Origin of the sequence: Microcoleus sp. F4-D5, assembly GCF_036704885.1 — a bacterium.
Classification (GTDB): Bacteria; Cyanobacteriota; Cyanobacteriia; order Cyanobacteriales; family Microcoleaceae; genus Microcoleus.
In genome coordinates, this window is the sequence record NZ_JAUBSX010000021.1 from 23,839 (window position 1) to 44,822 (window position 20,984).

Sequence of the window (20,984 nt, forward strand, 5' to 3'; positions counted from 1 at the left end):
ACCTAGCTCATTATTGGGGAAATTAAAGCGCAGGCTTTAGGGCGGGCTGGGTGCTTGCAGACCGCCCAGATTTATTTGTAGAATTGAGTTGTTCGCTGCAAGTTGTCCGCCTGGGCCCAACCTAGTGGCCCAAAATTATCATACTCTTACCGATATTGCAACTCCACTCTGTTTTAATTTACAACCTTGGGCAGGGAAATAGCAAGGGGAAAAGCAAAATAGTAAGGACGAATCCGGACGAAAGTCCTTACTAGAAACCTAGAATCATTACTGTTGATTAATCGGTTTGTAGTGAGGACTCTCGTCCTCTCTTTCGGGAGGCATCAAGACTTGTATTCCTTACTAAAAACCTAATTGCGAACTTAATTACGGTTGTTTAACCGGACACCATTTTGCTGAGTTTATTCGCTCAAATTGTCTGCATTTTGGGCAGTACCACTGTAAACACGCTGCCTTGACCGACTTTGCTGCTAATAGCAATCTCACCGTTAAAAGGTTTTAAAAGTTCAATACAGGTATAAAGTCCGAGTCCAGTTCCTGTCGGTTCGCCGTCGGTTTTTTCCTCGCCTTTAGGCGGCTTTGATGTGTAAAAAGGGTCAAAAAGTTTTGACAAATCTTCAGGTGATATACCGCATCCCGTATCTGCAATATCCATGTATATATTCGATTCGTCTTGGCGAGTCACGATTGTTAGTTCCCTGCTTTTCTTTGCCCACATAGCATCCATTGCATTGTTAATTAAATTATAAAATACTTGAGAAATATAAGAATAAATTAATGGAATGCTGGGAATTTCTTCGTCATAAAAGTATTTTTTTCTGATTTTATTTTTAAAATACAGATTGCCTTCCAATAGCTGAATTTCTCGCTGGACTAAATCGTTGATATTCACAAGGTGCAAATCTTGCTTTTGCTCTTTTCTGCTTTTCATCATCAGAGTATCCATGATCTGATTGATTTTTGCAACCGCTTGAAAAATATACTTGGTATAATTAAATAGAGAGTCTTCTTGAATTTTTGTGGCTTTTGTTTCAATCAAATCGACGCTAGTCTGGATCACTTGCAGCGGACTTTTGAGGTTGTGAACCATTCCCTGGGTCAAACGTCCGATGATGGCTGTCTTTTCCTGGTCGATCAATTGTTTGGTTTTTTGTTCGACAAGTCTTTCTAGGTTTTGGTTGAGGTGGGCAAGTTCGAGGTTTTTTTCTTCGAGTTTTTTTTGTAAGCTGCGGATTGTCAAATGAGTTTGAATGCGGCTCAACACTTCTTCGTGCTGGAAAGGCTTAGTGATGTAGTCAACGGCTCCTGTCTGAAAGCCTTTTACTTTATCAAGCGTATCGGAAAGGGCGCTCATGAATATGATGGGAATGTCTTGCGTTGAGGGGTCTGCTTTCAAACGGAGGCAAGTTTCAAAACCGTCAATTCCCGGCATCATGATATCCAAAAGAATCAAGTCTGGATGAATGTATTCAATTTGCTCGATCGCACTTTCGCCGTCTAGAGCCACTAATACTTTAAACCCGTAATTCCTTAACAACTCAAAAAGTACGTCGAGATTTGTTTGGTTGTCATCAACAATTAGTATGATGCTTCTTTCGGAATTCTTATCGTTCATATTCAAGGGAAACATTCACTTTCTTGAGTGTTGAGTTGTGGGCTGTCACTTTACAATCGGATTCAAGGCATTTTTTGCATATCTAGAAACCCAGTTGCTTCGTAGATGTTTCTATTTGGAGTAACCCTTTTAGGATCTCGCTGCGAGCGATCGCCCCACAAGCAAATTAAGTTGTCGCTTCACGGGTCGAAAAACCCGTTATTGAAAATGGTGGAATATGTGAAATTTAACTGATTTTGAGTAGTCTGTTAACTACCGTCAATTTTACGACAAATGTTGCTTCAAAAAATCTCGAATTTGCTTGAGCTGAAATCCTTTAGCAAGTTGGCGCACGTGATGAACGAAAGGCACTAATGTCGAGTCAGAATGTTCGAGTTTAGTAGTTTCCTCCAAAATAGCTTCAATATCCCCCATTGCAGCCAATCTTAACAAGCCCAAGAGTGACTCTGACGCAGGAGACACCATTGTTGAGTCAGCAGCAGCGAGCTCAGATGATGCTTTGAGAGTTTGAGCTTTCAGTTTTGTGGTTTCCGATCCGTCTTCGTAAATCCATTCTAGTCTCAAATGCAGGCGCAACAATTCTAACAGCTCGTTAGTTTGAATCGGCTTGGTGAGAAAATTATCGCAACCTGCAAGTATGCTCTCTTGCCTAGTAGTCTCGTAAACGCGAGCCGACAAAGCAAGGATAACCGCATCTTTTAATTGCGGCAACTGTCGCAGCCGCTTAGTAGCTTCCCAACCGTCCATTACGGGCATCAGCAAGTCCATTAAAATTAGATCCGGTAGAAATTTCTGTGCTTTGTGCAAGCAGTCTGCGCCGTCTGTGGCCTGTGCAATTTCAAACCCCAAATGAGAAAGCAGCCTGTGCAGCATGGCGCGATTTACTTCGCGATCGTCCACGATTAGCACTTTGCGCTGGCTGCCCCTAAAACCGACAAGCCGGGGTTTTTCTTGCGTCGAGGGGAGTTCAGAACACTGGGCGACTGCGGGCAAGTCTAGATCGAACCAAAATAAGCTGCCTTTGCCGCAGGTACTTTGGACGCGAATTTGGCTGCCCATCATTGTGACTAATTTTTGGCTGATGGAAAGTCCCAGTCCGGTACCTTCGACGAAATTGTTATGATCGCCGACTTGATGAAAAGGCAAAAATATTTCTTCTAATTTATTCTGCCCGATGCCAATGCCAGTATCTTCGATTTGAAAGCGAATTTTAGCGGTAGGGGCGCGATCGCCAGTATTTGCTGCTGTTATCACCTCGCGCGCTTCTTTTGTTCCCAGCGGCGGGATCGACATTTGCTGCGCGTCTAAATTCGCGGTCAAATTGATTGTTTGAGTAGCAACTTCCGCTGTTAAACTCGAATTGGCGCTGTTGGTTTCAGGATTATTTTCTGGTAAATTTTCTACATAATCGACTTTAAATGTCACGCTGCCGTTGTTAGTAAACTTAACGGCATTGCTGAGCAAATTAATCAAAACTTGGCGCAACCTTTTTTCGTCAGCAAAAACTGCGTCTGGCAGCCCAGACACCTGCTCGTAATTAAAGGCAATTCCTTTTTGAGCCGATCGCATCTGGAACAAATCAACAATACTTTTAACAAAGCTGGGAAAATGCAGGTTTGCCGGTGAGAGTTCCATTTTACTAGCTTCGATTTTAGAAAGGTCTAAAACGTCATTAATTAGCATCAGGAGGTGGTTGGCGCACTGGTGAACGTTGTTGAGACTTTCCTGCTGATCTGCGGTTAAATTCTTATCTAGTTTTAACAATTGAATGTATCCTAAAATTCCGTTCAAAGGCGTCCGCAATTCGTGGCTCATGTTGGCGAGAAAGTCGCTTTTAGCCCGGCTGGCGGATTCGGCGGCTAATGCGGCTAATTGCAGGGCGGCTTCTGCAAGTTTTCGCTCGGCAATTTCGGTTTGTGCTTGTTCAAATAGCGTAGATTGCTGAATGGCGATCGCCAACTGCACCCCCAATTGTTTGAGGCACTCTGCCTCCAATTTGTGCCAGGGACGCGGGCCCGTGCAGTGGTGGGCAATTAACAGCCCCCACAAGTTTTTGCCTTGCAAAATCGGCACTACCAGATTCGCTTTCACATCCAACCGAGTCAACAAGCTCAAGTGGCAGTCGGTGAGGCCGGCATTGTAAACATTATCTATAGCTGTAATTCTGCCGTCTTGGTAAAGATTAACATAGGTTTCCCCAAAACAGGGGTCGTAAATTTCCATTCCGACAATTGGTTTGGTATTTGCGTCCACCGACTCGACAGCGATAAACCCGCTCCAATCCGGATTGAATTGGTAGATAACAGTGCGGTCTACTTGCAAAAAATGCCGCACTTCTTCGACTGTTTTGGTGAGAATTTCTTCTAAATTTAGAGAAGAGCGAATACGTTCCAGCATGGCTACTGCCAACTGTTCGCGTTTTAATTGCTGGCGCAAAGTGGCTTCTGATTCTTTGCGTTTTGTGATGTCTGTAATCACTGCAATTAACCCTATTGAATTGCCATTTATATCTTTAATACTGTCGGCTCGCACCAGAGCGGTAACAGCTTCGCCGAGCTTATTTTGCAGGGCAATTTCGCCGCACCAAGAGCGACCGTGGCGAAGGTTTTTATAGATTTGTTTGTAATTTTTAGGCCGGACGTAAAGCAGGGTGCTATCGCCGAGTTCGTTGAGTTCTTGCACCGTGTAGCCGTAACGCTGAATGAAGGCTTGATTGTGGTAAATAGACCGCCCTTTCAAGTCGGCGATCGCGATCGCGTCGCTGGTACTTTCGACGGCTTGAGTGACCCGCCACAAAGCTAATTCTGCTGCTTTGCGATCGCTGATATCCGTCATCGAACCCACCATCCGCAGTGGGTTTCCGGCTTCGTCCCACACTGCTTGGGCGCGGGCGAGCACCCACTTGTAGCCGCCGTCTTTGCACCGCAAGCGGTACTCGGCGGCGTAATTGGAGGTTTCGCGGTCGAGATAATTTTGAATTGCTGATTGCACTCGCAAGCGATCGTCTGGATGGATGCGATCGATCCATTCGCTGTTCCTGCGATCAATTTCGCCCTCTGCATAACCGATAATTTCGTGCCAGCGGGCCGACCGAAAAGCTTCATTTGTTTGAAGATTCAGATCCCAAATTCCGTCTTGATTACCTTTGAGAACTAACTGCCAGCGTTCTTCGCTTTTGCGCAATTTTTCTTCGGCTTGTTTGCGCTGAATCTGAGCGCCCAACTGAGTCGCTACCGCCTTCACCAACTCCACTATACGCCGTTCGATAATCGATCGGTCGCGCTTGCAGAATACTAAAACTGCCAGCACCTTTGATGTAGCGCGAATTGGCACTCCGAAACAACCTTTGAGTCCCACTGCGGACGCCATTTGCGATCGAGCAAAAAGATAATTATTGGCTATAGAAATATCTTCAATCCACTCTACATTTCGGGTTGACCAAATCCGTCCCGGTACTCCCACTCCGGCGGCGAATCTAATTTTTTTACTTTCGCGGCCGAACCTATCTAAATCGCGATCGGTAGCGTACCAAGTTTCGCTGTGTTCCAAAAAAGTACCGTTAGCAGTCGGTATCCAAGCTTCCGCAAAATTCCAGCCGATCGCATTGCACAGCAACTGCAGGATATCTGGGAGGGCGCTGTGAAAATCGGCTGACTTACTAATTGCTTGAGTTGCTGCCAGCAACAGCTTAATTTCATCTTCTGCTTGCTTGCTTTCTGTAATATCAGTTCCCGTGCCGAGAATTTGTTTTAACTTCCCGTCTGCTGTTTTCGCAAATACAGTATCTCGGCTCACAATCCAGCGCCAAGAACCATCCTTGTGCCTAATTCGGTATTCAATTTCAAATATATCCCCTTCGATTCCTGTTTCGACTTGCTGTAAATAATCAGGTATTTTGATTGCATCTTCCGGGTGGATTAAAGTTGACATCATCCACGGCCCGATTGCCTGAATCTCCTCTACTGTATAGCCGAGAATGTGGTATAGAGAAGCGTTTGCATAGATATTTTTTTGTTCTATTAAGTCGTAAACATACAACATATTAGGACTTGCCTCAGCAATTTGTTGAGTTAACCGCTGGCTGTCTCGCAGTGCTGCTTCTGTTTTTTTTCTTTGGGAAATATCGCGAACAATGCAAATGGTTTCCCCGTCGGGCAGGATTGTCAAGGAAACATCTATAGGGACTTTCGAGCCGTCGCGGCGGCATCCGACTGCTTCGGTGCTGTAACAACCTTTCTCCATTAAAGCTGGCACAATTTCTCGCTCAAATCTTTGCACTTCTGCACCTTCATAGAAGATTTTCCAACTTTTGCCTAAGATTTCTTCGAGAGAGTCGTAACCGTAGATTTTTAGTCGGGCTGCGTTGCAATAAATCACCTCTCCGCCGGCATCGATTATGGCTATACCTTCGGAAGCGGCTGCCATTGCTGCTGCTTGCCTCTGGAGTGCGGACTCGGATCGTTTGCGTTGAGTGATGTCGCGGACGATCGCGATAATTTCGTCATCGGGGCAGAAAACAATTCTCGCTTCAAAATCGTAAAGTTCACCATTAACTGGCATTTGATATTCTACAACTTGAATTTCTGCCGTGTCGATCGCTTGTTGACTGCCAGATAAGATTTTTTCCACAAAAGCAGCCGGCAATATGTCTTGTGCTTTTTTGCCAATTACTCTTTTTTGATCTAGGATATTCTGGAAATCTTTTGCTGGTTTGAAGTCTACCAAAGTGCCATCTGCCAGACACCGAAATATCATGTCTGGTATCGCATTTAAAAGAGCGCGATTGGTGGCTTCACTCTTCCGCAATTCAGCTTCAGCTTGCTTGTTCAATGTAACGTCGCGAGCAACTGCATAAATCAAACCTTCTTCTGCAAACGGCGAGGCCGTCCACGACAGCCATTTATAATTGCCATCTCGGCAAAGATAGCGGAGTTTTACGTTGACAATTGAACTGCCGTTTTTGAGGTATTCTAATTGGTTTAAACAGGTTTTTCGGTCTTCTGGATGTACTAATTCGACCAAAGGTTGGGCTAATATTTCATCGCTGCTGTAACCTAATACATTAGACCAAGCCGGGTTTAAGCGTTTGAAATAGCCGTCAAAACCTGCAATGCAAAGTAAATCGAGCGAGATATTAAAAAATCTATCGCGATCTTGCTGGGTTTGTTTTAATTCGGTGATATCCATCACCAAACCGTCCCAAACTATATCGCCGTTGGCTTGCTTTTCTGGCTTCGAGGCACCTTGCAGCCACTTCACTTTGCCCTGGATAATTTGCCGCCACTGGTGCTGCCAAGGTTGCAGAGTCGTTGCTGAATTTTTTATCGATTTTTCAAATCCTGTGAGGTCATCTGGATGAATTGTTTCATAAGCAAAATTTTTCTTGCTTTCTATATCTTTCGCTTCTAATTGGTAAAGATTCTTGCTGCCAGAAGAAACGTAAGTAAAATACTTTCTACCTCCCGGCTCGACGCGGAATTGATAAATCATTCCCGGCACGTTGGCTGCCATTTTTTGAAATCTAGTTTCGCTCTCTTTCAAAGCTAATTGTTGCCGTTTGTACTCGGTGACATCTCGAATTGTCCCGACTAACATTTTACTGCTGTCAGTGGCTTGAAATACACTTTTCTTAATCGAAATAATGCGTTTTCCCCCGGCACAATCTGTAAATTTTTCTTCCGTTTCTTCAGCAATGCCAGTTCTGAATACCTCTTCGTCTTTTTGCCAAAATCTTTGCGCTTTTGCTGGTGACAAAAATTCGTATCCCGACTTGCCAATCAGTTCTTGTCGCGGTTTTCCCATTAACTCGCAGAAAGCGTCGTTTAATACGAGCCAGCGATGCTGCTCGTCTTTGACAAAAATTGGGTCGGGACTAGCATTAATCGTGTGCTTGAAAAATTCTTCTGATGTTTTTAATTTGTGTTCGTAATGGTAGCGATCGCTAACGTCCAAGATTACTTTAATCATCCGCTCGATCGAGCCGTCCAGGCGGCGAATACAGCGCAGCGAAACTCGAGTGTAAACTATTTCTCCGTCTTTTTTGCGCCACCTTTGGTCTAAAACATAGCCTTCGCTCTCCCCTGCCAAAATTTTATTTAACTGTTCTAAACTGGCCGGCAAGTCATCAGGAAAAACCCACTGATCCCACTTTCCGTGCAAAAGTTCTTTGCGCTCGTATCCCAGCAAATCGCACAAAGCATCGTTAACTTCCAACCACTCGCAGTTTTCGGCTTGTGATGGGGAAATTGGAGGGGCAATAATGGCAATTCCGACGAGGGAATTCTCGACAACTGAGCGATATTTTTCTTCGCTTGTGCGCAAAGCTTCTTGGTTGTGCTGCCGCTCGACTGCGTAGCGGAGCGATCGCATTAACACTTCGCTGTCGATTTTTCGCTTGACTAGATAATCCTGAGCTCCTACTTGGATTGACTGCAGGGCGAGTTCTTCATCGTTGCGGCCCGTCAGTACAACTATCGGAGTATTTAGGCTGTATTCTTGTATTTTGACAATTGTACTTAAGTCTTGGCTGTCGGGCAGCGAAAGGTCTAGTAAAATCACATCAAAATGTTCGTCGCTCAAAAGTTGCTGCGCTTTGCTGAGACGGTCAGTACAGCGTACTGACAGTTTATGGGGTTCGGCTCGACTGACATTTTTTTCTAATAATAGTTCTTCGATCAAATCGGCTTCGGCTTGATTATCTTCTACAAGGAGAACTTTAAAGCCGTTTCGCTTTACGGTTGGGCTCAAAACTGATATCATATACCTTGCTATTTGTCATAAGGCAGTCGAGTTAGGTATTATAGCATATAAATAATTGAATCCCCCAAAATACCGCAGAAAAAAGTTAAAAGTCTCGGGTTTAACAACTACAATGCACTCTCTGCGACTGTGTTTTTGCTCTAAGTAGGTTAACCCAATTCGGAAATAAAACTTTTACGGTTTTGAGAAGCTCCGTTGCTTGAGAAAACAAAGGTGCTGGGCGTTGTGTTTTTTTGGCGATCGCCCCTTTGAGTAGATTTTAGATTTACTCCACAGATGAATGTGGCAGCTTGAACTAGGGTTCAAAATTTTGGTCGGCCCGCGACTCCTGTCGGAAAGCAAGTATCGGTTTTTGGGCGGGGTCTACCGAAAACCCGATCGCAACCCATTCTTTGTTGCCCTTGAGTTCCGCTACCAACACCATCCGAGCCATATCCCCGCACGACGACTGCGCGCTCAGCGCCAAAAAAGCGGTGGGAACTATCTTCGCTATTCATATTTTTAGCACTTCTTTTATGATAGCTCACAGAAACTCCTTAGTACGATTTCTTTACTTTTTGCAATCAAATAAAATTTATCCACAGCTCTTGCTATTTACCCAAAAAGTGATACTCTTTAAATAGAGGAGAACAAAAGTCTGCTGGAGACAGCATCGGAAAAAATTAGATGTTTTTCGCAATAAAACAAGATTTAAAAACCTCCAGTAATTTAGTGAGTGTTTAAATATCTAACTGCTCTGAAGTAGAGAGGAAAAAAGCCATGCTAGAAAAATTAGCAATTCCCGAAAAACAAGTTTTAATTTCCAAAGAAAAATCTTTAGTATTGTGGTTTGATGAAGTGGGTCTCGCCGACATCCCATTAGTAGGCGGGAAAAATGCTTCTTTAGGCGAAATGATTCAGCAGTTAACCGCGCAAGGAGTCAGAGTTCCCAGCGGATTTGCAACTACAGCATACGCTTACCGCTACTTCATCCAGTCGGCGGGTTTAGAAGCTAAATTGCGCGAAATATTTGCTGATTTAGACGTAGAAGATCTGCACAACCTGCGACAAAAAGGCAAGCAAGCGCGGGCACTAATTCTCGATACACCGTTTCCGCGAGAACTACAAGCGGCGATCGCAGATGCTTACGAGAAATTGTGCGATCGCTACGGCGACAGTACAGACGTAGCAGTGCGTTCCTCCGCCACCGCCGAAGACTTACCAGACGCCAGTTTCGCGGGACAGCAAGAAACCTACCTCAACGTCCAAGCTTGCGCTGGCGTCCTCGAATGCTGTCACAAATGCTTTGCTTCCATATTCACCGATCGCGCGATTTCCTACCGCCAACAGCGGGGATTCGACCACTTTGAAGTCGCGCTATCAGTCGGCGTCCAAAAAATGGTGCGATCGGACTTAGCATCCTCCGGCGTCATGTTCAGCATCGACACCGAAACCGGATTCAAAAACGCCGTATTAGTCACCGCCGCCTACGGATTAGGCGAAAACGTCGTCCAAGGCACCGTCAACCCCGACGAATACTTCGTTTTTAAACCAACATTAAAACAAGGTTTTCGCCCGATTTTAGACAAACGCCTCGGCAGCAAAACCCTCAAAATGGTCTACGATATCGGCGGTTCTAAATATACCAAAAATGTCTCCGTGATAGCAGCAGAAAAGAATAAATTTGCCATACAAGATGATGAAATTCTGCAACTAGCACAATGGGCCGCAGTCATCGAAGAACACTACTCTAAAGTGCGCGGAACTTATACCCCGATGGACATTGAGTGGGCAAAAGACGGCAATACTGGCGAATTGTTTATCGTCCAAGCGCGACCCGAAACAGTACAATCTCAAAAGTCTGCTAAAGTTTTGCGAAACTACAAATTGCAAGGTACCAGTACAGTTTTAGCAAAAGGACGCGCCGTTGGCGAATCAATCGGACAAGGCAAAGCCCGCGTGATTTTAGACGTTCACAGAATCGCTGAATTTCAATCAGGAGAAGTTTTAGTTACCAACAAAACCGACCCGGATTGGGAACCGATTATGAAAAAAGCTAGCGCGATCGTCACCAATTCGGGCGGCCGCACTTGTCACGCCGCGATTATCGCCCGAGAAATGGGAATTCCCGCCATTGTCGGCACCGGCGAGGCAACCCAAATCTTGCAAAACGGGCAAGAAATCACGGTTTCTTGTTCGGAAGGAGACGAAGGCAAAGTTTATGCCGGTTTGCTTCCTTTTGAAATTCAAGAAACTGCGATCGAGAATTTACCCCGCACCCGGACTCAAATTTTAATGAATGTCGGGAATCCAGAAGAAGCCTTTGGTTTATCAGCAATTCCCTGCGACGGCGTAGGGTTGGCGCGGCTGGAATTCATCATTGCCAATCACATTAAAGCACACCCGCTGGCACTGATTCACTTTGACGAATTGGCAGATCTATCGGTCAAGGAAGAGATTGCAGAACTGACAGCACTTTACCCGCACAAACCTGATTTTTTCACCGACAAACTAGCCCACGGAATTGCCACAATTGCCGCCGCATTTTATCCAAATCCAGTCATCGTGCGGATGAGCGATTTCAAGAGCAACGAATACGCTAATCTTTTGGGAGGGCGGCAGTTTGAACCCAAGGAAGAAAACCCGATGATCGGGTGGCGCGGCGCTTCTCGCTATTACGACCCGAATTACCGCGAAGCTTACGCTTTGGAATGCAAAGCCCTGAAGCGAGTTCGCGACGAAATGGGCTTGACAAATGTGATTCCGATGATTCCATTTTGCCGCACGCCGGATGAAGGGCGAAAAGTGTTGGCCGAGATGGCAAAACACGGTTTAGTCAAGGGCGAGAACGGCTTGCAAGTGTACGTGATGTGCGAATTGCCTAGCAATGTGATATTTGCTGACGAATTCGCGCAAGTTTTTGACGGATTCTCGATCGGCTCTAACGATCTAACTCAGCTAACATTAGGATTAGACCGGGATTCTGCTTTAGTCGCACACATCTTTGACGAACGGAATGAAGCTGTCAAGCGAATGGTAGCAATTGCCATTAAAGCCGCCAAGAAGTACGATCGCAAGATTGGGATTTGCGGTCAAGCGCCCAGCGATTATCCTGAGTTTGCTCGCTTCTTGGTTGAGTTGGGAATTGATTCGATTAGTTTGAATCCCGATTCGGTTTTGAAGACTTTGTTAGATGTTGCTAAGGTGGAAGGTGCGGGTTCGTTGATGGATTTAGCGGAGGATGTTGCTAAGGTTTAAGCGTTTTGCTTTTTGATAGAAACCGGGTTTCTCAAACAATAGCTGCGGCATTTTCTGGCTTCGTTGTTTTTGAACTCGACTCGGTTTCTCATGTCTAGTATGGCAAAATAACCGATCTCGCGTTTGTAGTGACGGCGGAACTCCGAGGGAGTTTTATGAGGACTGATCTCGTCACTACAAACCTATTTTAGTGCGGTAATTGAGCAGACATAATATCACACCATAGCTGCGTCTCTGGCTTGGTTGGGCCCTGGCGATGCGCTTTAGGAAGAAAGCGGCACCAACAACGATCGCCATCCTCACCCGCCAACTAACGGTTAAAACACGGGCGGCCTAGTTTGAGACTTGCTCGGGAACTTTTCTGATTTAAAACGGTCGTTTTGGAGATAATTTTCTGTTGCCGATCGCCTAAATTAAAACAAATATTCTCCACATAAGCTCTGAAAAAGTGCTAACTGCTCTCCTGATTATTTTCATAGGTTTAGTTCCGTCGCTGGTGTCTTTGTGGGTGATGCGCTCTGCCCAGAGCCAGGCCCGCGATAGAATTGCAGCCGCTAGGCTGGCGGTAGCGAATAGACGCCTGCGAACTCAACTACCAACGGGCGATCGCACCTACATAGAAGGTCTCGGTTATCCGATCGGGGATATCACTTGCGAGTACAACGCCCGCTCTAATTACATTCGCTGCGCTGTCAATCCTTCTGGGCCCTGTCAAGATTGTCGGTACTACCAAGCCAAAACTCTTGACGTTAGGGGTGAAAAGATATAGCTTATATTGGGGCTTCTAGGTACGCCTATTTGCGGATGTAATAATCCATGAGTTAATATGTACTTAGGTATAAGGATTCTGATAGGAGCTTATTCTGGATGAGTCTCGCTAAAACTCAGCAATTAAAACCCAATCAAGCAGTATTGCTCGGTTAAAGTTGCCATAACTGGCGCATGGCGATCGGTGTTTTTCTAGTTGAGGACTTGCGCTCAGAAACCAGGTTTAGACCGTAAATCTTGGTTGCGCCGCGAGAAATTTAGGAATAAATCTGGTTTCTAGTCTCCTGGGCCTAACTCCTGCAGTTAAAAAAATTAGCGAATAAAAATCGCAAGCAGCTCTTGTACAGATCGCAGTCGAAGTAGACGCGCAAATCTGCAAGCCGATTTCTCCAAGAGATCGTGAAAAATTCTGCACCAACGATTGTCACGAGCAATTACCTTAAATATAAACCCGCTCGCAGACTCTAAGTTGACAGTTTGAGAAGTTGGTTGTGGGCGGGACTAATCTGTTTTTGCGATCGCAGCAAAGCAGTCTCAAACCAGAATTGTGGTCTCCCGACTGCAAGTCATGAATTTTTAAGACGCCTCGTCTATATAGGGTATGTATATTTTAATTTAATCGCACGCCTTGGGCACTGCCGACCTAATTATGTCACGCCCAGCAGTTCGTAATTAATGTCTGGTTGCCCGATGCAAACAGGGCTTGCACACCAAAACCGCATAAACCGGGTTTTTTACCGGAAGCGAGGGCTGCCACGAAGTCTTTGCGTCCATAAAACCAGGTTTGTGTGTCCATAAGTGGTGAAATTTCTCTCAAAATAAAGTGCATTAGACGATGACAGAAAACCTCATGAAGTAAATTTTTTAGGACTTACGCATTCCGATGCCTAGAAATCGGTTTTTTTACCGAATCTGCGGGCGGAAACGAAATCTTTTGTTAAAAAACCAGGTTTCGGATTCCCTAGTAAGTCCTTTTTTTGATAAGTCCTGTTATTGTCTACTGCGGGATATAAATATCTGCATTTAACAGATACACTCCCTAACAGAAAACCGCAAACAAAATATCATTCGCTAGATAGATTATTGGAAATTAAACTTCCAATCCTCAGCGCTTGCGTAGGCGATATTTGTAATGCTATCAAATAGCAAGATAGCACCGCTTTGCGATGAATAAAATCCGCCTGTTGCTCTCAATTGCAGTCAAGCAGGAGAACATCTAACTCTGCAATTAAACCTTTTCAAGAGGTGATAACTATCATCTTGAAGTGGGCATCTTACATACAATACATAAGGTCATTCTACCATGCCAAGCATCTACCAAAACCAAATCTTTTACCACAAAAATGCAGGAAAATTCACGGCAAATATTGCTGGAGAAATTTTCCGAAAAACAGCAAGTTATACTCAGCAAAAAACAATAAAACCAGCAAAAACAGAGGAGTGTTTCCTGTCTGAAAAAACCAGTAGCCGCGCGGGAATTCGGCAACCCCACAGAGAATTTTTGCTTTTGACGGAATCGGTGGACGCCCGGACTGTAAAAAATGTACTGTTCGTCGATTCGAGAGTAGAGAACTGCGATAGCTTGGCAAGGGGAGCAACAGCGGGTACACAGGTATTTGTACTCGACTCGACGCGGGATGGAGTCGAGCAAATTACTAGAATTCTGGCTAATTGCAGCGATTTAGACAGCATTCAGATCGTTTCTCACGGTCGAGAAGCGGGGGTGCAACTAGGGTCGATCGAACTTTGCAGCGACAACTTAGAAACCTACAGCCCATTGTTGCAACAGTGGGGAAAAACCCTCAGCGACAGAGGAGATATCTTGTTATTCGGGTGCAGCGTCGCAGCAGGGGAAAGCGGCGCGGCCTTCGTGCGGAGGCTGAGCTTGATTGCCGGTGCAGACATTGCAGCGAACGAAGGCTTGACGGGGAGTGCCGCACTCGGCGGCGACTGGGAATTAAAATTCGCCACAGGGCAAATCAACGCGAGTATCGCCATTGAAAAAGAAGTGCGGGAGGCATACAGTTACGTCCTCAGCATATTAGTTAACGAGACTTTCAAGAACTCGACAGTTAGGGGGCCTTGGATTTACGGGGGAAAAGACGGTGCGCTGTTCGATCCGGGCGGGCCTCCAGCAGCGAATCAACCTATCCCCGGCATTACCGGAGGCACAGTATCCGGCGTACTTCCGGCTTTGGGCGGGGATAGTACGGGCAATGGCGCTCTGCGATTAACTCCAGCAACAAACCTTCGGGAAGCCTTCGTCATCTACAACAACCCCATTTCTTCAACCGACGGTCTCAGAATCCAGTTTGATTTTTATTCCTACGGTTCAAGCCAGCAATCTCCCGCTCCTGCAGGCTCATCTATCGATCCTCAGCCAGCAGACGGCCTGGGTTTCTTCTTCATTGACGGCACTGCCAGCCCAACTAGGACTGGGGGTTTTGGCGGTTCTCTGGGCTACGCTCAACGAACGGGTGTACCCGGTATTCAAGGAGGTTATTTAGGCATTGGATTTGACGAGTTTGGCAATTTTTCAACATCCACAGAAGGGCGATCCGGCCCCAATCCGCGTCCGATTCCCGGCTCCTCTATTGGTTCTTTCAGACCTGATTCAGTAACTCTCAGAGGCAATGAAGCAGACGGTTATCAGTTTTTAACAAATGCGATCGTTCCCTTCGGCATCGATAACATTCCTACGAGCATTAACTTTATCGGCCCTCCCGGCAGCAGTTTTAACTTCAGCAATACGTTCACGAGCGATCGCGATTTAGCCAAAAGATCCGTTCAAATTACGCTGAATCCATCTAACGATCCAGATAATCCCTCTCGCCTCACCGTAGCCTTCGATGAAGAATTCGACGGCATCTACGAAACGACAGCGATCGACATCCCCAACTTGGCAACCATAAACGGTCCAGTACCGCCAATTTTCAAGTTTGGTTTTGGCAGTTCGACAGGAAGCGCCAACAACGCTCACGAACTTCAAAACCTGGTAGTAGAAACTATCAATCCTCCCAGTATCTCGGCCGACGTTGCCACTATCAAGACCGGCCCGCAGTTCGTCAAGCCCGGGGGCAGCATTACCTACACGATTACTACTGTCAACAGGGGGCCAGCGCCCGCTAGAAACGTCCTGATTCAAGACGAAATACCGTCAGAAATGCTGCTTCCGGGAGGATTGCCACCGGTTCTCACTGCCTCCAACAACGGCACTTACGTGAACCAAACCAAGGCCGTCACCTGGCCGTTAATTCCCGTTCTCAATGCCGGCGAGACTCTCACTTACACCCTGACAATTAATCTGTCGCCCGGTTTAACCAGCGGTAGCAGTTTTGCCAACGTTGCATTCAGCACTAGCTCGACTTTCGACCCAGACCTCAGCAACAACAGCGGTGTGCTTCCGCCGGGACAAGTCGAGGGGCCAGGTGTAGTCTCTACTACAGTTGTCGATACAGTAGCGGATTTAGTAACTACCAAAAGCGGGCCTTTGACTACCTCGGCCGGGTCAAGCGTCACCTACACGCTGACCACGACTAACAGGGGGCCAGACCCCGCTGCCAACGTGACTGTCACTGACAGCATTGTTCCGGGTTTGACAGGAGTCAGCGTATCGGACGGCGGCACTTACGACCCAGTTTCGGGCATTGTCACCTTCCCAGCACTGACGGCGCTGGCAAATGCGGCTGCTGCGACCCGCACTATCAGTTTCATTGCCCCAGCCACCCTAAGTTCCATCAGCAACACTGCCCGCAGTAGCGCCGCGACTGTCGATCCGATCGCCACTAACAACAACGGTTCGGCAACCAACAAAGACGGCACTCCCACTAACTCTAGCGTTACCACAAGTATTGGGCCCAACGCCGATCTTGCAACCACCAAAACCGGATCTACCAGTGCTACCCCCGGTAGTTCCGTCAGCTACACGATCGCCACAGTCAACTTAGGCCCGAGTCCGGCAGAAGCTGTAACCATCACTGACAGCATAGTTCCCGGGCTAACCGGAGTCACGGCATCTAACGGCGGCGTTTACGATCCAGCGACGGGCATTGTCACCTTCGCGCCCGTGGCAATTGCCAACGCGGAGACAGTCACCCGGACGATCGGCTTCACAGTACCGCCCACCCTAACTTCCGTCAGCAACACGGCCAGAAGTAGCTCGATCACTCCCGACTCCACTCCGGCCAACAACAACGGTACAAACCCCAACGCCACCGTCACCACCACCGTCAGTCCCAGGGCCGACGTTGTTACCCAAAAAACGGCTCCGGCCGCCATCAACGCGGGCGGGACTCTCACTTATACAATTACTACTACCAACAACGGCCCGAGTCCAGCGGCCAACGTAGTCATCACCGACAGCTTGATTCCCGGCTTAACTGGAGTCACCGTGTCCGACGGCGGCACCTACAACCCGACCACAGGGGCGATCGAGTTCCCAGCGATCGCGAATTTAGCCAGCGGCAGCAGCGTCACCCGCAGCCTGATCTTTGTACCGCCGCCTACCCTGACGAGCATCACCAACATTGTATCGAGCCGATCGGACACTGCTGACCCGGACTTGACGAACAACAACGGCTCGACAGTCGCAGCGCCCGGTCAGCCTGGGGGTCGAGTCACTACCTCGATCGGTGCTGTGGCCGATGTTGTCACCCAAAAAACAGCTCCGGCCAGCATCGACGCGGGCGGGACTCTCACTTATACAATTACTACTACCAACAACGGCCCGAGTCCAGCGGCCAACGTAGTCATCACCGACAGCTTGATTCCCGGCTTAACTGGAGTCACCGTGTCCGACGGCGGCACCTACAACCCGACCACAGGGGCGATCGAGTTCCCAGCGATCGCGAATTTAGCCAGCGGCAGCAGCGTCACCCGCAGCCTGATCTTTGTACCGCCGACTACCCTGACGAGCATCACCAACATTGTATCGAGCCGATCGGACACTGCTGACCCGGACTTGACGAACAACAACGGCTCGACAGTCGCAGCGCCCGGTCAGCCTGGGGGTCGAGTCACTACCTCGATCGGTGCTGCCCGCGCCGACCTGGTTACGTCCAAGACCGGTCTCACATCTGCTCCTGCCGGCAGTTCTGTCACTTATACTATAACTACCGCAAACAACGGACCGAATGCTGCTGAAAACGTAGTGATTACAGACAGCATCATTCCCGGTTTAACGGGAGTCAGCGCATCCGATAACGGCACTTACGACCCAGTGACAGGGGTTGTCACCTTCCCAACAATTCCCAGCTTGACTAGCGGCAGCAACACCAACCGCGAGGTAACAGTAGTCGTTCCAGCGACGGGCACCATTAGCAATACTTCCCAGAGCCGATCGACCACTTTTGACCCCGAACCCAGCAATAACAACGGTTCCGAACCCAGAGCCACTGTCACCACCGCCATTTTACTCGGGCAGCCCACACCCCCCAACCAAATTCCATCAGCCTACAGCAGCAATGCTGGGCTAACACCCAACAGCGCGGTCAAAATCAGCGGACTCGGAGGCACAGACTCAGACGGCACAGTGGTTGCCTTCACCATCAACACCCTGCCACCGGCAAATCAAGGCGTCCTGTTCTTGGGCGACCCCGCAACCGGGGGAGTAGCCGTCACGCCCGATCTAACCCTGACAGCCGAGCAAATCACGCAGTTATTCTTCCAATCGGCAGACAATTTTACAGGGGCTAACTTTACCTACAGCAGCAGGGACAATCTCGGTGACAGCAGTCCTGCTGCTGTAGTTTCTCTGGTGTCGGTGGCGTTCAACGACCCGCCGATACCGACAAATATCAGCAAGACGCTACCGCCAAACAGCACCTTAAACATCACAGGACTGACGACCACAGACCCCGACGACTCGATCGAATTCTTCACCATCAACACCCTGCCGCCGGCAAATCAAGGCGTCCTGTTCTTGGGCGACCCCAGCCTGGGAATCCGGGTGACACCCAATCAAAGACTGAACACAACTCAAATCAGCCAGTTATTCTTTCAAGCAACCAGCGAATTCGCAGCCGCCAACTTTACCTACAGCGCCACAGACAGCCGCGGCGCCATCAGTCCAGCCCCCGCTACAGCCTCCCTGCTAGCACTATTACCTCCCGCCGACCAGCCGCCCGTCGCCAACAACTCCAGCGTCGCTTTGTTGCCGGGAACAAGCGCGAACATCCCCGGACTCGGAGGAACCGACCCCGACGGGACGGTGGTTTCTTTTACCGTAAACACCTTGCCGCCGGCCAATGAAAGCACGCTGTTCTTGGGCGACCCCAGCCAGGGAGTGCGGGTCACTGCAGGTCAAGTCCTGACACCCGAGGAAATTACCCAGTTGTTCTTCCAGGCGTCCGACAATTTCACAGGGGCAAACTTCACATACAGCGCTACAGACAACCTCGGTGCCACGAGTGTGGCAGTTGCCACTGTCTCTGTCATTCCCCTTAACGAACCGACACCGACACCGACTCCAACACCCGCACCGACTCCAACACCGGAACCCGTACCAATACCGACTCCAACACCCGCACCGACTCCAACACCGGAACCCGTACCAATACCGACTCCAACACCGGAACCCGCACCGACTCCAACACCGGAACCCGCGCCGACTCCAACACCGGAACCCGCGCCGACTCCAACACCGGAACCCGCGCCGACTCCAACACCCGCGCCGGCACCGGAACCGATACCGACGCCAACACCGGAACCGATACCGACTCCGACACCGGAACCGATACCGACTCCGACTCCAACACCGGAACCCGCGCCGACACCGACGCCTATTTTCGGTCGAGTTCCCGAACCGGATACCGGTTGCGGTTGCGACCCCTTGCCCCTGCTGCCGACGATCGCATTTATCCAACCCCAGCCTTCGCAAATACTTAACTTCGACTCAAACGCCGGACAACTCACCGACATCCAAAACGCGATTCTAGGCACTCCCGGAAACGATTCCTTAACAGGGAACGATGCTAGCGAACTGTTTGTCTCCTTTCGCGGCGACGACACAGTTTTAGGTGAAGGCGGCGCCGATATCGTCTTCGGCGACCAACAGCGAGACTTCATCGCTGCCGGTAGGGGCAACGACATCGTTTACGCGGGCAAAGACACCGATGTGGTGTTTGGCGGCAAAGAAGACGATCGCATTTTTGGCGATCGCAATTCCGACACATTGTACGGCGATCGCAATTCCGACACGATCGTCGGCGACAACGGCAACAACATCGACTTGACCGGTAACAGCGGCGACCTGATTTTCGGCGGTTCTTCAGGGGACGCCATTGCTGGCAATCAAGGCAGCGACACCGTTTACGCGGGCAAAGGCCCCGACATCGCGACAGGGGGCAAAGAAGAGGACTTGATTTGGGGCGACAAGAACCCGGACACCCTCTACGGCGACAGCGGAGACGACTCTCTGTTCGGCGGCGTCCTCAACTCCCAGGACAGCGACCCCGACGGACGAGATTTGCTGTTTGGAGGCGAGGGCAACGACTTACTTAACGGTCAGGAACAAGACGATACCCTGCTGGGCGGCAACGGCCGGGATTTGGTGTTTGGAGGCAAAGGGGGCGATCGCATTTTCGGCGAAACTGACTCAGACACTCTCTACGGCAATCAAGGTTCGGACACGATACTCGGCGACTACGGCAATGCCGCTGGCAGCATAATTGCTACCGATGAAGGCGACTTAATTTTCGGCAACGACACCGGCGACATCATCGGCGGAGGTAGCGGTAACGACAGCATTTTTGCCGGCAAAGGTAACGACTTAGCCGTAGGCGGCAAAGATAACGACATGATTTGGGGCGAAATCGGTTCCGACACGATAGTCGGCGACGAGGGAGACGATTCGCTTTACGGCGGCTTGCAAAACCAGTTAGTGTCGGATGTTGACGGCCGCGACTTGCTATTTGGCGGAGATGGTAACGACTTTCAGGGCGGCGGTGAGAGTTCCGACTCTCTCAGCGGTGGTTTTGGCAATGATACTGTTCGCGGTGGCAAGGATGACGATTTCGCGCGCGGAGATGCCGGCGACGACTTGATTTACGGCGATGACGGCGGCGATATTTTGTGCGGCGATGAGGGCAACGATACCATTTTTGGCGATCGGGGGGAAAATGCTCTAGGCGCCGTGGGTGCAAACGGTCAGCAAGACTGCATCAGCGGCGGCAGCGGTGACGACCTTCTCTACGGCAATGAAGGCCAAGATACCCTCAACGGCGACGATGGTAACGACACTATTTACGGAGGGAAAGATAGCGACATTCTCAACGGAGGTGCAGGGAATGACTGGCTGTTTGGCGACGGGGGAGACGATACTTTAATTGGAGGTATTGGGAGCGATCGCTTTGTGTTAAATAGCAACAGCGGTATCGATACAGTGCTCAATTTTGAAGTAGGAACTGACAAGTTTGTCCTTGCCGACGGCTTGAGTTTCGACTCCTTGCGAATTAACTCCACCGCCAACGGCACCGTCCTGCAAGTTGCTACGACTGGTGAGATTTTGGCTCAGGTTTTTGGAGCTAACAATTCTCTGAATGCTGTGGATTTTCTGACTCTTGCTCGGTAAGAGCAGACTCATATTATGTCCCCTAAAATAACCATG

At 48.7% G+C, this 20,984-nt stretch carries 7 protein-coding genes; 3 read left to right on the plus strand and 4 right to left on the minus strand.

The genetic code is table 11. The features are described from left to right. Positions 1-409: 409 nt before the first annotated feature. The 3 genes from QUA80_RS12380 to QUA80_RS12390 form a co-directional block, all read right to left on the minus strand. A complete protein-coding gene (locus QUA80_RS12380; protein ID WP_333424824.1) occupies positions 410-1,630 on the minus strand; it encodes a hybrid sensor histidine kinase/response regulator in 1,221 nt (406 codons plus the stop codon). Between the two features lie 249 nt (positions 1,631-1,879). Then, positions 1,880-8,374: a PAS domain S-box protein gene (locus QUA80_RS12385; protein ID WP_333424826.1), complete on the minus strand. Its 6,495-nt coding sequence runs from the start codon at positions 8,372-8,374 to the stop codon at positions 1,880-1,882. Between the two features lie 302 nt (positions 8,375-8,676). Continuing rightward, a complete protein-coding gene (locus QUA80_RS12390; RefSeq protein ID WP_333424828.1) occupies positions 8,677-8,871 on the minus strand; it encodes a hypothetical protein in 195 nt (64 codons plus the stop codon). A 262-nt stretch (positions 8,872-9,133) separates the two neighbouring features. On the opposite strand from QUA80_RS12390, the gene ppsA reads away from it, so the two are divergent. Both ppsA and QUA80_RS12400 read left to right on the plus strand, forming a co-directional pair. Then, entirely contained in the window at positions 9,134-11,611 is a 2,478-nt protein-coding gene (gene ppsA / locus QUA80_RS12395) for a phosphoenolpyruvate synthase (RefSeq protein ID WP_333424830.1), read from the plus strand. 448 nt (positions 11,612-12,059) lie between these two features. Next, positions 12,060-12,380, plus strand: a complete 321-nt coding sequence (locus QUA80_RS12400) for a DUF6464 family protein (protein ID WP_333424832.1) — start codon at positions 12,060-12,062, stop codon at positions 12,378-12,380. 651 nt (positions 12,381-13,031) lie between these two features. Here the strand turns inward: QUA80_RS12400 and QUA80_RS12405 are convergent. Further along, positions 13,032-13,175 carry a hypothetical protein gene (locus QUA80_RS12405; protein ID WP_333424834.1) on the minus strand — a complete coding sequence of 48 codons (144 nt, stop codon included), beginning with the start codon at positions 13,173-13,175 and terminating at the stop codon, positions 13,032-13,034. A 507-nt stretch (positions 13,176-13,682) separates the two neighbouring features. Between QUA80_RS12405 and QUA80_RS12410 the strand changes: the two genes are divergently transcribed. Next, a complete protein-coding gene (locus QUA80_RS12410; RefSeq protein WP_333424836.1) occupies positions 13,683-20,948 on the plus strand; it encodes a DUF4347 domain-containing protein in 7,266 nt (2,421 codons plus the stop codon). Positions 20,949-20,984: the final 36 nt, after the last annotated feature.

Bases quoted from the DNA above. Each gene is read 5' to 3' on its own strand.
- QUA80_RS12380 (WP_333424824.1), bottom strand. From the start codon at position 1,630: ATGTTTCCCTTGAATATGAACGATAAGAATTCCGAAAGAAGCATCATA.
- QUA80_RS12410 (WP_333424836.1), top strand. From the start codon at position 13,683: ATGCCAAGCATCTACCAAAACCAAATCTTTTACCACAAAAATGCAGGA.
- QUA80_RS12390 (WP_333424828.1), bottom strand. From the start codon at position 8,871: ATGAATAGCGAAGATAGTTCCCACCGCTTTTTTGGCGCTGAGCGCGCA.
- ppsA (WP_333424830.1), top strand. From the start codon at position 9,134: ATGCTAGAAAAATTAGCAATTCCCGAAAAACAAGTTTTAATTTCCAAA.
- QUA80_RS12385 (WP_333424826.1), bottom strand. From the start codon at position 8,374: ATGATATCAGTTTTGAGCCCAACCGTAAAGCGAAACGGCTTTAAAGTT.
- QUA80_RS12405 (WP_333424834.1), bottom strand. From the start codon at position 13,175: ATGGACACACAAACCTGGTTTTATGGACGCAAAGACTTCGTGGCAGCC.